Origin of the sequence: Lacticaseibacillus chiayiensis, from assembly GCF_004123795.1 — a bacterium.
In the GTDB taxonomy this organism is placed as follows: Bacteria; Bacillota; Bacilli; order Lactobacillales; family Lactobacillaceae; genus Lacticaseibacillus; species Lacticaseibacillus chiayiensis.
This window is the reverse complement of the sequence record NZ_MSSM01000005.1, coordinates 127172-140012: the sequence shown is the minus strand read 5'-3', so window position 1 is coordinate 140012 and position 12841 is coordinate 127172. Positions and strand designations below refer to the sequence as shown.

Here is a 12841-nt window from a genome sequence, read left to right as displayed (position 1 = left end):
CAAAAAGGCTCGCGCCATGTCAGCGCGAGCCTTTTTGTGTACTTTTTAAGACAGGCTTTTAATTGGAAGTGCTTGAACTGCTTGAGCCGCTGTTCAGGTAGGTTGATAGGACATCCTTAAGGTCATTGTCCTTGATGGAAACATTAGCCTTCTTCAGGACTTTAGCAATGACATCGTTCATCACAGTCGGGTCACTCTGCCATGAAGTGTAAATCTGGTTTTCCAGATCCTTCTTGTGCTCCTTCAGAGTGCCTTTCTTGCCGATGGAGATGGCACGAATGACATGGTAACCATATTGCGTCTTAACCGGTGTCGTCGTGATATCACCAGCTTTTTTGAGCTTAAAGGCCGCTGCCTTGAAGGTTGAATCCAAGCTGGTATCCGTGTTGTCAAAGGCAGCCAATTTTCCGCCTTTATTCTTGGTACCTGTGTCGATAGAATTCTTCTTAGCTAAAGCTTCGAAGTTCTTTTCGGTTGGATCCTTTTGGTAGTCCGAAATGATCTGCTTAGCTTCATCTTCGGTTTTAACCAAGATATGTTGCACTTGAATCTTGGGTTGATACTTCTTCCACTGAGCCTCGATCTGTTTGGTTGTCGGCTTCTTCATTGCCCTTAAAGCAACTTCTGAATATAACGTTGTCCGAATCTGATCCTTGAAGCTTGATTCGGTGTAGCCATTTTGTTCAAGCGTGGAATCAAATGAAGAACCATATTGCTTCTTCAGCTTGTTGAACTGGCTGTTGACCTTCTTATCGGATACTTTGTTCGGGTACTGTTGTTCCAACGCCTTTAAAACGATCATATTACGTAAGGTCGCTTGACCGGTTGCGGTCTTCTTCATGGCGTTATAATACTCATCTTTAGTGATCTTGGCACCTTTCATATTTGCAACAGTACCGCTTGAACAGCCTGCTAAGGTCACTGCTACAAACAAACCGACGACGCCGAGAATCCATTTTTTCATGCAATCACACATCCTAATCTAAAAAGTTTCGGTTAACACTGCCGTCTACTATACCATAACTTATCGTCAAACGCCGATCTTCACACAACTTTCAATAATCCGTCACGGCTTGGCGACAAATGTCTATGGCATTTTCAATGTTTTGGTTAAGGTTTATCTGTAGACGTCGGTGGTTTGGTGCCGAGTTCGTTGACCGCCTCGTTGATCTTGTCGACATGTTCCTGAATCGCTGCGGTGCGTGGCGCCGTTTCGAATTCGAACGTTTCAACGCTGTTAGTAATATCCTTCATGGCCGGCTTGAGCGTTTGATCAACTTCGACAGACAGGTTTGTTAAGGTTTGACTGAGGCGGTTAATACTGTGACGAACCTGAGTGACGCCCGTGGCAATGCCATTGAAATATGCAGCGATTTCGCGTTGCCGTTGTGGGCCGGATTTTTTGGCCGTCAATAATCCGTAAAGGGTGCCGACAACTGCGCCTAACAATAAACCATGGCGAAATTTCATGCTTGTGCCTCCAACTGGTTCCGAATTTTGGCAGCGACTGCCTCGAGCTTGGCATTGTCATATTGAGCGCTGTGATCACCGAAATGCATACCGAAATCGTCTTGATCGCCGTAACGCGGAATCAAGTGGATATGTGAATGAAAGACGCTTTGATAAGCAACTTTGCCGTTATTGTTCAGAATGTTCATGCCTTTGATGGCCGGATTGCTTGCCTTAATCGCTCGGGCAATTTTAGGAACCCGCTCAAAGACTGCGGCGGCCAAATCGGTATCATAGGCAAAAATATCGGGAACGTGTTTCTTAGGTACAATTAGCGTATGGCCCGGCGTGACTTGCGTGATATCCAAAAATGCCTTCACAACATCGTCTTCATAAACCGGAACGTTGGGAATCTCATTGCGAACAATTTTACAAAAAATGCAATCAATCATGTCCTTGCCTCATTTCTGCTTACGCTTTTGTTAATAGAAACCTTGATTTCATGCTATCATATCCCTAACTGAAATTATACAGATTGGGACTGGTAAGATGACTTTAACAATTGATGGACTCACTGGCGGTTACGGCAATTTAACGATTCTCAAAGATGTCAGCTTCACGGTACCTTCAGGCAAAATTGTCGGCTTGATTGGCCTTAATGGGGCAGGTAAGTCGACAACTATTAAACATATTATCGGTTTATTGACGCCCCAAACCGGCACGATTGACTTAGATGGCAAAACGCTCAAAACCGATCCAACCGGTTTTCGTGCTGGCCTGGCTTATGTACCGGAAACGCCGGTACTTTATCCCGAGTTGACGCTGCGCGAGCATCTTGACATGACGATCATGGCTTACGACCTCGATAAAGACGCGGCCTGGCGCGAAGCCGATGCGATGTTGAAGCGGTTCCGACTGGATAACAAACTGGACTGGTTCCCGGCTAAATTTTCAAAAGGGATGCAGCAAAAAGTGATGATTGTGGCCGCTTTTATGACGCATGCCCAGTTGTTTATCATCGACGAACCGTTTACCGGCCTTGATCCATTGGCCATTCATGATCTTTTGGACATTGTTACGGCTAAAAAGCAGCAAGGTGCATCGGTTCTCATGTCAACGCATATTTTGGCAACCGCCCAGCAGTATGCTGACGAGTTTGTGTTGATCAAATCTGGAAAAGTACGGGCAACCGGCGACATGGCCTCCCTGAAGCAACAATTTGGTTTGCAGGACGGCAGTCTGGATGATATTTACATGAAGATGACGGAGGAAAAAGCATGATCAAGTTATGGCGAACACGCCTCCGCCAACATGTGCAAGAACAGCAAAAATATTTGCGGTTGGTGTTTAATGATCATTTCGTTTTGATTTTGCTGATTTTGTTTGGCGGGGCGTTGTATGCATATAGTCAAGTTGTCAAAACGTTGCAACCGTCTGGATGGCTTGCATTAGGGATGGCACTGATTTTTGCCGGTTTTCTTAGCTTTGGTCAATTAGCCACGCTTGCGGAAGCGCCGGATCAAATCTTTCTATTGCCAAAAGCCGAAGCTTTTAAAGTTTACTTGTTAAGGGCGCGTCGTTATAGCATGATCCTGCCTGGCACCCTTTTGACATTTACAGGTTTAGCAATGTGGCCTTTGTTCGCCCAGCTCGGCCAGGATCCGGCCAGTGCAACGATAGCCTTGCTCCTAGCGCTTTGGCTGTTCAAGGACCTTGATTTATGGTTGCAGTTTTTACAGCGGTATCATTTGCCGATTCGCTGGCATCATCAGCGGCTCTTACTGTTGATCATTGCGTTCATTGCCTTGTTTGGTGGGTTTTATGTTCATCCTGCCATGACACTTTTAGTGGCGTTTATCTTGAATCTTGTTTTTAGGTGGCAATTAAAATCAGTGCTCGAACACGGACGCTTGAATTTTTCCGCCTTAGTCAGCCTGGAAGATGCACGCATGGGACGCGTGTATCGGTTTTACAATCTCTTTACCGATGTGCCTGGCTTGGCCAACAGCGTTCACCGGCGCCGGTATCTGGATGGCTTGTTGAAACTTGTCAAGCCACAACAGACAACGACTTGGCTATTCTTGTATTTACGCGGCTTTTTACGCGGCGGTGAATATCTTGGTTTGTATTTGCGTTTACTCGTCATCGGTGCCGTGATTGTGGCCGTTTTGTCGCCATGGTGGCTGGTACTGGGCTTTGCTATCTTGTTTCTTTACATGGTCGGGTTCCAACTGTTACCGTTTTATTATCAGTATGATGATATTGTTTTTGTCCATTTGTATCCCGTGGGACCTGAGCAGAAACCAGCTGCATTTGAGCGGCTGTTAACGGTTTTACTGTTGATTGAAGTGCTGGCATTTACGCTTGTGACACTTATTCGGTTGCAATGGGTGGCAGCAGGGTCAATTTTCATCGGCGGCGGACTTTTTGTCTGGGCGTTTACTCGCTGGTACGCGCGCATGCGTTTAAAACAGCATCGCGTCATGGTTTAATCCTGATTGGTTGACAGCTCCGAGTTAGCCATAACGTTCAGTGGAAAATGAAAAGCCTGCGTATTTCGTCGTGAAAGCTTTGATTGGCAATCGGTCTTGACGGGCAAATCGCAACTTAGTAATATGAAACGTGGACGCACGAGCGCCTGGGAGTGTCTTTTTGATGACTAGAACCATTCCTGCGGCCAGATATAAGGAGTAGTGCCTATGGAGTTTGAATTAGATGCCGGGTGGTCCCTGCAGCCTGCAGGCGGTGCCACCGGAAGTGCGTTTCTTGGGGTTTATGCGAATCAAAAGTATTTCCTTAAACGTAACGCTTCGCCATTTCTTGCGGCACTTTCAGTTGAACACATTACCCCGCGGTTGCTATGGACACGCCGCGTCAGTACCGGCGATGTGCTAACCGCACAAGAATGGCTAGACGGCGAAACGTTGACCCGCGGGCAAATGATGCAGCCGGTCGTTGCTAGAATGTTAGCCAAGGTGCATCATTCGAGTTTGTTAAAACGCATGCTTCGGCAAGTTGGCGGACAGGTATTGGATCCTGATCGATTAAGACAAGACCTGTTACATGATTTTCCGGAAAATCTTGCAGCGCAACCTCAGGTACAGCGGGCGTTGATGGATTTAGAGCGTTGGGTACCGCGAGTGACCGTGCAAAGTGTCTGCCACGGTGATTTGAATCACAAAAACTGGCTTCGTGCAAACGGTCGGCTTTACTTGGTTGACTGGGAGCAGGTCGCGTTAGGTGATCCGGCATACGACCTCGCCGACGTTATGGCGCATTATGGTAACCGCGACACTTGGCCGGCGTTCCTGGCAGCTTATGAGGCAACCGTTGATGAGCAGTTGCAACATCGCCTTTATTGGTACGGCGATCTGCATTTATTAAGCGATATGAAGACTGCCGCACTGCATAAACGGTCAGACGAAGTGGCTCAAGTCTTGCGCCAGTTCGAAACATTACAATCAGCACATTAATAAAATGGCGTAAGATGCAGTAAAGCAAAAGACCTTTGGCAATCAGTCTTGTCACAGGTCTTTTGCTTATGTGAGCGTAAACCAATACTGTAGACAACACTCAAAGATAAGGAAAGATACCAATGCGATTACGTAACAAAACTTGGGCCAAGCCATTAATTGCCGCACACCCTGAATTGATCCTCGTGCGGCCTGAAAACATGGCCAGTCAATGGCAGACGCGATTTGATAAGGAACAACCACTATATCTTGAAGTCGGCTCCGGCAAGGGTCAATTCATTGTTGCTATGGCCCAAGCACATCCAGAACATAATTTCATCGCCTTAGAACTACAAGAAGCTGCGATTGCGATGATTTTGAAGAAACAAGTGGCTTTAAAATTGCCAAACCTACAACTCGTTTTAGGGGACGGCGCTGATTTAACTGATTATTTTGACGATAGCGAAATTAGCGGCTTGTTTCTTAATTTTTCCGATCCGTGGCCAAAAACTCGACACGAAAAAAGGCGGCTGACGTATCGTAATTTTTTAAGCCAGTACCAGGCGATTATGAAGCCAAACGCGTTATTGCAGTTTAAAACCGACAATCAGGGTTTCTTTGAATACTCGTTAGTCAGCTTGAATAATTTTGGGATGACGTTTGAACTGGTCTCATTGGACGTGCACCATGACAAACGCGTTACCGATAATGTGCCGACTGAATACGAGGAGAAATTCAGCGCAGACGGTGGTCGAATTTACGAATTGGTTGCGCATTTTTAGCGGTTGACCTGACATGCCGACTGAGTCGCCATAACGTGCCATCTGGTTGAACGGCAAATTCAAATTGCTGACGTGTTTGGTTATTGTGAATGGTTAAGCCGCCTGTATAGACCCGGACGTGCTGATCGGCTGCCGTTTTGATGGTTGTCGGATACATGTTGATCCAACTACTTTCGATTGTTCCAAGGCTGACAAATCCGGCTTTCATGACAGCTAAGAGCCGGTTTGGGATGGTATGGTAATAGAGCCGGTGGTAGATAAGTGCCGATGTACCTGCTATGATGACTGGCGTTAACCAAACAGGACGAAATGTTTTCAAGTTTGACATACGCATCGTAACCCCTCTTTGTGTCGACATGACGTTGTGTATAACGCTCATCTTGTGACTAAACCCTTAACTTAAGTATAATGTAAATTGTAAATGGTAACATTGCGCATGCGCTGTTTTCCTGTTATAGTTACTTGTAAATAGTAAGCGAGAGGATGTTGGCTATGAAAGAACTTGGATCAAACACAGCAATTATGGACGAGGTTAAGCGACCAGGCAAGAAAATGTTGTTCTTTTCTGCGGATTGGTGCCCGGATTGCCGTTTCATCAAACCGGCGATGCCAGAAATCGAAAAGGACTTTTCTGATTATGAATTCATTGGCGTTGATCGGGACAAGAATTTGGAAGTTGCCCAGGACATGGGCGTCTTTGGCATTCCGAGCTTTATTGCTTTCAAAGACGGCAAGGAAATCGGTCGGTTTGTCAATAAAGATCGTAAAACGAAACAGCAAGTCGAGGACTTTATCAACGGCTTGCATTAATTTTGGAGGTTCACATGCTTATTACCAGTTATAATCACCCGGCATTCGGTGACACGTTGATTGCGATCACGGGACCGGATACAGAGGATCAGACGACGCAACAAAAGGGTGACATTGTCGCTATTTTAAATGATCAGGGCCAAGTTATCGGCTATAACTTTCTCAAAGTGAGCCAGTGGTTGGGCACCATTAACGCTAAAGGTCAGGTTAAGTTAACCGAGGATCAGGTGTCTCAACTAAATGCGGCTATTCAGCAAGCCGGGTTGCCTGGGAAGCTTGAAGTCGACGACAAGCCAAAGTTTGTGATTGGCAAAATTGTTGATTTCAAGGCTCATCCCGATGCCGATCATTTGCACGTGGCACAGGTTGATATTGGTGATAAGCAGGTGCAGATCGTATGCGGTGCCCCTAATGCAGCGTTAGGTCAGACGGTTGTTGTAGCATTGCCTGGTGCCATGATGCCAGATGGTAAAATTATTTGGCCGGATTCTTTGCGTGGAGTTGCTTCTTACGGCATGATCAGTAGCGCGCGCGAATTAGCGATCCCAGGTGCTCCACAACGCCGTGGTATTTTGGTGATGCCGGATCATTTAGCTGCCGGCACGCCATTTAATGCTAAAGAAGCAGCTGCGGTGGTTGCTGATCAAGCAAAATGAATTTAGACACGTGTATTAAATTAGCTCGAGAGCGAAACCGGCTCTCGAGTCTTTTTTTGCGTAAAAGATTATTTTTAATGATCTGGGATTCGAGGAAGCGGTCCTTATGCTAAAATAGAGACACTGTCAAAACACGATAAAAAGGGGATTCGATTATGGCACATTATGATGGGCCGGCATTTTTACATCAAAATCAACTGCCAACTCCCGAATCCGGGTTAACGAATTCAAAATGGACAGAATCACAAGACGAGGCTTATCACTTGCCGCCGCAGCTGTCGCATGAGCCTAAGAGGACTGTGACTCCGCGAAAGGTAGCGGAAGCACAGGCGGATTTGCGAGCAATAAGCCATCCGTACGACTTGCATGATCACTCGCACCTTGAAAGCCTGACAATGCCTGAAAGCACAGTCAGAGCGCTGCCAAAAGAACGGATTGACTATCAGCAAATTGCAACAGCTTTACGTCCGGATGAACAAAGTATTTATCTTTTTGCAGGACATGGTATTGCACTGAGCACCCCAACAGATGGGGCATCACTCACGATCACGGTGTCACCGTTATCACAAGCAGATGAAGAAGCGGCGTTTGACGCAATTTCGCCTGCTTCCCGAGAGCCTGCTTCAGAGCAAATGGTATCGACTACCGATGAAGTTGACGAAAGCCACGATGCGCAGGCTGATAACATTTCTTCAGCACCGGATGTTGCACGGGTCCCTGCTGATTCGAAGCCTCACCAGTCGCCAAGTGCTGAAAAAACCACACAACTATCGTCAGAAGCAGCTTCAGCACTGCTAAAATCTTCGATTGGCCATCCTGTGTCCGAAGCAAAGCCACATGGATCAAATAGTCGCAAAGCTGCGCGGATTGAAGCGTTGCGCCGTAAACATGAGGCCAAGAAACTGCGAAAAGCGTTAGCGGCGCAAAAGGCAAAGTCGTTAGCCAATAAAAGTGACGGAAAAGCGTCAGTCATGGCAACAGCTCAAGAACCTCACGACTCAAATGTGTCAACCGCGCCGCATTCAGTAACAGCTGGTTTGCCGGCATCCATGACGACGCCAGAGAATGCGGTCAAGCCAGTACCTGCAATAGATGGTTCCAATGCGAACAATACGATTCCGCCACTACGATTACTCTCTCCGCCTGTTATTGCCGATCAGACAGCCCAGCATGACTGGGTGGTTCAGCAACGGCAGCGGCTAGACCAAACACTTCACGCTTTTAACGTCGATGCGCGTGTTGTCGCCCATACCATTGGGCCTACTGTGACGCAATTCCAGATTAGTTTGGCTAGCGGTGTCAAGGTCAGCAAAATCACCAATTTGAATGATGACCTTAAACTTGCCCTAGCCGCTAAAGATATTCGCATCGAAGCGCCGATTCCAGGTAAAAATACGGTCGGTATCGAAATTCCCAATTTGAAACCGCGACCGGTTATGTTGCGGGAGGTGCTCGATACACCGGCCTTTCAGCAGGCAAAATCACCGCTGACCATTGCGCTCGGGGTTAATCTTTTTGGCCAGCCGGTTGTCACAAACCTAGCTAAGATGCCGCATGGTTTGATTGCCGGTGCGACTGGATCCGGTAAATCGGTTTTTATCAATAGTTTGCTGGTCTCATTGCTTTATAAAGCTACACCTCAGCAGGTACGGTTGTTGTTGATTGACCCCAAGGCTGTTGAATTAGCCGGGTATAACGGCTTACCGCATTTGGTTTCGCCGGTTATTTCCGATCCAAAAGCAGCCAGCGCGGCGTTGAAATGGGTTGTGACGACGATGAATGACCGCTATAAGAAACTAGCGGCTGCTGGCGTACGCAACTTGGAACAGTTTAACGCGAAAGCCAAACGTCATCAGGAATACAATCAAGTTCTTCCTTATCTGGTGATCATTATTGATGAGCTTGCAGATTTGATGTTAGCGGCGGGGAGCGAGATTCAAGACGATATTGCCCGGATCACTGCCAAAGCACGTGCAGCCGGCATTCACCTTCTGGTTGCTACACAGCGTCCCAGTGTTGATGTGATTACTGGCACAATTAAGAATAACATTCCCACGCGTATCGCTTTCATGACCGCTAGTCAAGTCGATTCCCGGACGATTATCGATACAGCTGGAGCCGAGCGCCTATTGGGTCGTGGCGATATGCTTTACTTAGGTAATGGTGCCAGTCAACCGATTCGGCTACAAGGGACCTTTGTGGATCGAGAAATCGATGATATTGTGGATTATGTGAAGGCGCAACAAGGACCACGGTATCTATTTGATCCAGCTGGACTCGTCAAGTCGGCGGAAGCAAGTAATGCCCATGAAGATGAGCTTATGCCCGATGTTTTGGACTATCTTGCCGGTGAGCGTCACATTTCGACGTCAAAACTGCAGCGGGTCTTTTCAATTGGTTACAACCGCGCAGCCAATCTGATTGATACATTGGAAGCCAAACACCTAGTATCGGCAGCTAAAGGCGCAAAGCCGCGTGAAGTTTACTACACACAAGCAAAGAAAGAGGAACAATCGTCATGACAAAGGCAACCTATTATTTTATCGGTATCAAAGGCTCAGGAATGAGTGCATTGGCATTGGTGTTACATGATTTGGGCTACAAGGTGTTGGGCAGTGATATTACCCAATACACGTTTACGCAAAAAGGATTAGTGGCAGCCGGAATCACCATGCTTCCATTTGATCCTGCCAATCTCAAGCCGGGCTATACTGTCATCGCCGGCAATAGTTTTACTGACGATCATCCGGAAATCAAGCAGGCCAAGGCGATGAGACTGACTATTTATCGCTATCATGAGTTCCTCGGCCAATTGATTAAGGGTTATACCAGTATCGGGGTTGCCGGTGCTCATGGCAAAACCAGCACAACCGGTTTACTTGCCCACACGTTAAGCGGCGTTGCCAAAACCAGTTATTTGATTGGTGATGGTACCGGCAAAGGGGTGCGCGATTCAAAGTTCTTTGTTTTTGAAGCGGACGAATATCGGCGTCATTTTCTTGCCTATCATCCAGACTACATGATTATGACCAACATCGATTTTGATCACCCTGACTATTATCATGGTTTCGAAGACGTTTACGATGCCTTTGAAACTGAGGCTAATCAGGTTCAAAAAGCGATTGTTGCCTGGGGTGACGATCCTTGGCTGCGCAAATTAAAGGCTAAGGTACCAGTTTATTATTACGGCACCAGTAATCGGGACGATTTTCAGGCGCGGAACGTGGATCGCGATACCAAAGGCAGCAGTTTTGATGCTTATTTTCACGATCAGCTGATTGGCCATTTCTTTGTGCCACTGTTTGGCGAACACAGTGTTCTCAATGCGTTGGCCGTTGTTGCCGTCGCACATATGGAGAAACTTGATGCCGGGTTGATTGCCCGTGAGCTGGGGAACTTCGGCGGGGTCAAGCGGCGTTTTGCAGAAAAGAATCTCAAGGATATGATCATTGTGGATGATTATGCCCATCACCCTAATGAAATCAAAGCCACGCTGGATGCGGCTCGCCAAAAGTATCCTGATAAAGCGATCATTGCGGTTTTCCAACCTCATACTTATAGTCGAACCAAAGCCTATGAACCACAATATGTCCAAGTCTTGAGCCAAGCTGATCAGACATTCCTGACACCGATTTTCAGTTCTGCTCGCGAAAAAAATGGCAACATTCGATCAGAGGATGTCGTGGCGCAAATCAAAGGCGCTGCGGTTATCCATCAGGAAGACATGCGGCCGCTGCTGAAGTTCCATCATGCGGTTGTCGTTTTCATGGGTGCCGGCGACATTCAAAAGTACGAAAAGACTTATGAATCATTGCTTGAACAGGAATCATCCTCAAAAAATTAAAATGACGAAATGAATTAAACAATTTTTGGTAACATATCCCGATATAAACCATTGCACTTTAAACTAAGGCAACGGTTTATATCGGGATTTTTATTTATGTATGATCAATAATGAGAGAACATTTATTGTGAATGTTATATTTCACGACCAATAATCAAAATTGATACAGAAAGTTTATGCTGACTTGATAGCGCCATCATGATAATATTATTAAACAATGATGAATGATTGCTTAAGACATTTCAATCATGAGATAGCGAGGCGAAAAGTATGAACCTGTTTGATTTCATTGAAAATAACGAGGCCAGAGATGTCAGACTATTACAGTTACTTTTAGCAGCCAGTACGCCGGGTTGTTCCTATCAGCAGTTACTTGAAAGTTTGCAGGTGACGCCAAGCACACTCGCTGCCACCGTGGCTTCCTTACAGCAACGGCTGCAAACTTTCAATGAAGCAGCTCAAATCAGGCAATGCAATGAAGGAAAGGGACGTCGGATTTTTTTGGAAACGAAAAAGCCGATTCTATTTGACGGGCTGTATCGTCAGCTTTTGCGGCAGTCAAAAGAATATCGTATTTTGGCAACGCTTCTTGAAAAAGGTAAGTGCCGAGTAGGTGATTTAACAACCGAACTTTACATGAGTAAGGCGGCGATCTTTCGTAAAATCAAGCAATTGAATCATGCGATGAAGCCATACGCTTTGAAAATTAAGAATAGTACTTTGATTGGCTCTGAAGTTGAGATTCGGTATTTGTACTATCAACTGGTTTTGAACAGCTATGATGCAAAACAACTGGCCGCTTTGGCAGAAACTTTTTCGGTTCGCCGATACATCAAGCGATTCGAGAAGCAATCGCAGTTTAAGTTCTCACATGATGGCGAAATCAAGTTATCGGTGTGGCTTGGCATTGCACTTAAACGGCATTTTACCAGTGACAAACGCTTTACCGACGTCTCTGAAAACATTCTTCAGCAATTGAAAAGTGATCGACTCTATCAGTTGATAAGAAACTGGTTATTTGAAATTGCCAAAAAGCATGCGTTGGTTTTGGACGAGTTTGAAGTCTATAACATTTATATTTTTATGTGTTCCATGGAAATTCTTGATTTATCAAAAATGGAATCGAGCCAAGTTCAAAAATACTTGGCCACGGCACTACCGATCATTCATCAAAGAAATCAGGAATTCTTAACGGCCTTGCATCAAATATTTCCAGCCTTTGATGCGCATGTTTCTGTTGCGTCGCAAATACGTATTCATTATTCGTTGAACCAATTACACCACAGGGTTCAGTTCTTTAACGAGAAGTTAATGCTTTTGGACAGTTTCGATAAGCCAGATGTCTTTGGGGAAGCGCTCCCTGTGGATGTCCATAATTTACAAGCACTTGCACACCGCTTGACGACTATCGCGGTTAAAGATCGATTCGCGTTTGACGAGGTCGCCAAGAGACGCTTCGCAGCGAGATATTATCTAAATCTTTTAATAGCCATCCATGAACAAATTGCCCAACCGGTCAGGATCGGTATTTTAATCCCGGGCGACTGGTTAGCCAGCGGAGGCTTGGTTAACCGAATGCGAATGGCCTTGGGCGGCGTTTGTCAAATTGCTATTGAGGCGGCAGAAACTTCAAAGACATATGACTTGTTAGTAACGACTTCTGAACTGACGCCAGCGCGCATGGCAGCCGATCATCTATATCGTATTAGCAAAATTGAAACGGTTTATGACATGGATCAAATCAAGAAGTTGGTAACCTCGATCCACCATGAAAAACAACCATTTTAGAGAGACTGGGATCCTAGCTCCGAAACGTTTTAAATTAGTGAATTATGACATTCTAAAGTT

The 12841-nt window shown here is 46.0% G+C and carries 12 protein-coding genes and 1 pseudogene; 9 read left to right on the top strand and 4 right to left on the bottom strand.

All coding sequences use genetic code 11. The features are described 5' to 3' along the window. Nucleotides 1–58 precede the first annotated feature (58 nt). The 3 genes from BVJ53_RS02860 to BVJ53_RS02850 form a co-directional block, all read right to left on the bottom strand. On the bottom strand, nt 59–964 hold the full coding sequence (locus tag BVJ53_RS02860; RefSeq protein ID WP_129301056.1) for a peptidylprolyl isomerase: 906 nt from the start codon (nt 962–964) through the stop codon (nt 59–61). Between the two features lie 146 nt (nt 965–1110). Further along, nucleotides 1111–1470 carry a YtxH domain-containing protein gene (locus BVJ53_RS02855; RefSeq protein WP_129301055.1) on the bottom strand — a complete coding sequence of 120 codons (360 nt, stop codon included), beginning with the start codon at nt 1468–1470 and terminating at the stop codon, nt 1111–1113. After that, entirely contained in the window at nt 1467–1901 is a 435-nt protein-coding gene (locus tag BVJ53_RS02850) for an HIT family protein (RefSeq protein ID WP_129301054.1), read from the bottom strand. Before BVJ53_RS02850 ends, BVJ53_RS02855 begins: the two co-directional genes overlap by 4 nt. 97 nt (nt 1902–1998) lie before the next feature. Here BVJ53_RS02850 and BVJ53_RS02845 point away from each other — a divergent pair, with 97 nt between their 5' ends. From BVJ53_RS02845 to trmB, 4 genes are all read left to right on the top strand, one after another. After that, nucleotides 1999–2730: an ABC transporter ATP-binding protein gene (locus BVJ53_RS02845; RefSeq protein ID WP_129301053.1), complete on the top strand. Its 732-nt coding sequence runs from the start codon at nt 1999–2001 to the stop codon at nt 2728–2730. Further along, complete coding sequence (locus BVJ53_RS02840; RefSeq protein WP_129301052.1) at nt 2727–3941, top strand: ABC transporter permease; 1215 nt, start codon at nt 2727–2729, stop codon at nt 3939–3941. The genes BVJ53_RS02845 and BVJ53_RS02840 overlap by 4 nt, the downstream gene beginning before the upstream one ends. A gap of 207 nt (nt 3942–4148) precedes the next feature. Continuing rightward, nucleotides 4149–4922 (top strand): phosphotransferase family protein, encoded by a 774-nt coding sequence (locus BVJ53_RS02835; protein ID WP_129301051.1) that lies wholly within the window; start codon nt 4149–4151, stop codon nt 4920–4922. A 122-nt stretch (nt 4923–5044) separates the two neighbouring features. Further along, nucleotides 5045–5683: a tRNA (guanosine(46)-N7)-methyltransferase TrmB gene (gene trmB / locus BVJ53_RS02830; protein WP_129301050.1), complete on the top strand. Its 639-nt coding sequence runs from the start codon at nt 5045–5047 to the stop codon at nt 5681–5683. On the opposite strand, the gene BVJ53_RS02825 is transcribed toward trmB, so the two are convergent. Further along, entirely contained in the window at nt 5637–6017 is a 381-nt protein-coding gene (locus BVJ53_RS02825; protein ID WP_238150129.1) for a hypothetical protein, read from the bottom strand. The two genes, trmB and BVJ53_RS02825, sit on opposite strands and share 47 nt — an antisense overlap. Before the next feature lie 158 nt (nt 6018–6175). On the opposite strand from BVJ53_RS02825, the gene BVJ53_RS02820 reads away from it, so the two are divergent. From BVJ53_RS02820 to BVJ53_RS02800, 5 genes and pseudogenes are all read left to right on the top strand, one after another. Continuing rightward, nucleotides 6176–6493: a thioredoxin family protein gene (locus BVJ53_RS02820; protein WP_129301049.1), complete on the top strand. Its 318-nt coding sequence runs from the start codon at nt 6176–6178 to the stop codon at nt 6491–6493. 14 nt (nt 6494–6507) lie between these two features. Then, nucleotides 6508–7149: a YtpR family tRNA-binding protein gene (ytpR, locus tag BVJ53_RS02815; protein WP_129301048.1), complete on the top strand. Its 642-nt coding sequence runs from the start codon at nt 6508–6510 to the stop codon at nt 7147–7149. A gap of 827 nt (nt 7150–7976) precedes the next feature. Continuing rightward, nucleotides 7977–9671 (top strand): annotated as a pseudogene (locus tag BVJ53_RS02810) (DNA translocase FtsK); the annotation flags it as partial. Further along, entirely contained in the window at nt 9668–10993 is a 1326-nt protein-coding gene (gene murC / locus BVJ53_RS02805; RefSeq protein ID WP_129301046.1) for a UDP-N-acetylmuramate--L-alanine ligase, read from the top strand. The pseudogene BVJ53_RS02810 and the gene murC, both read left to right, overlap by 4 nt. Before the next feature lie 270 nt (nt 10994–11263). Next, nucleotides 11264–12781: a helix-turn-helix domain-containing protein gene (locus tag BVJ53_RS02800; protein ID WP_129301045.1), complete on the top strand. Its 1518-nt coding sequence runs from the start codon at nt 11264–11266 to the stop codon at nt 12779–12781. The last annotated feature ends 60 nt before the right edge of the window (nt 12782–12841 follow it).

Excerpts from the sequence above, each read along its gene's own strand:
- BVJ53_RS02845 (WP_129301053.1), top strand. The coding sequence starts at position 1,999 with ATGACTTTAACAATTGATGGACTCACTGGCGGTTACGGCAATTTAACG.
- BVJ53_RS02820 (WP_129301049.1), top strand. The coding sequence starts at position 6,176 with ATGAAAGAACTTGGATCAAACACAGCAATTATGGACGAGGTTAAGCGA.
- BVJ53_RS02860 (WP_129301056.1), bottom strand. The coding sequence starts at position 964 with ATGAAAAAATGGATTCTCGGCGTCGTCGGTTTGTTTGTAGCAGTGACC.
- murC (WP_129301046.1), top strand. The coding sequence starts at position 9,668 with ATGACAAAGGCAACCTATTATTTTATCGGTATCAAAGGCTCAGGAATG.
- BVJ53_RS02840 (WP_129301052.1), top strand. The coding sequence starts at position 2,727 with ATGATCAAGTTATGGCGAACACGCCTCCGCCAACATGTGCAAGAACAG.
- BVJ53_RS02835 (WP_129301051.1), top strand. The coding sequence starts at position 4,149 with ATGGAGTTTGAATTAGATGCCGGGTGGTCCCTGCAGCCTGCAGGCGGT.
- ytpR (WP_129301048.1), top strand. The coding sequence starts at position 6,508 with ATGCTTATTACCAGTTATAATCACCCGGCATTCGGTGACACGTTGATT.
- BVJ53_RS02850 (WP_129301054.1), bottom strand. The coding sequence starts at position 1,901 with ATGATTGATTGCATTTTTTGTAAAATTGTTCGCAATGAGATTCCCAAC.
- BVJ53_RS02825 (WP_238150129.1), bottom strand. The coding sequence starts at position 6,017 with ATGCGTATGTCAAACTTGAAAACATTTCGTCCTGTTTGGTTAACGCCA.
- trmB (WP_129301050.1), top strand. The coding sequence starts at position 5,045 with ATGCGATTACGTAACAAAACTTGGGCCAAGCCATTAATTGCCGCACAC.
- BVJ53_RS02800 (WP_129301045.1), top strand. The coding sequence starts at position 11,264 with ATGAACCTGTTTGATTTCATTGAAAATAACGAGGCCAGAGATGTCAGA.
- BVJ53_RS02855 (WP_129301055.1), bottom strand. The coding sequence starts at position 1,470 with ATGAAATTTCGCCATGGTTTATTGTTAGGCGCAGTTGTCGGCACCCTT.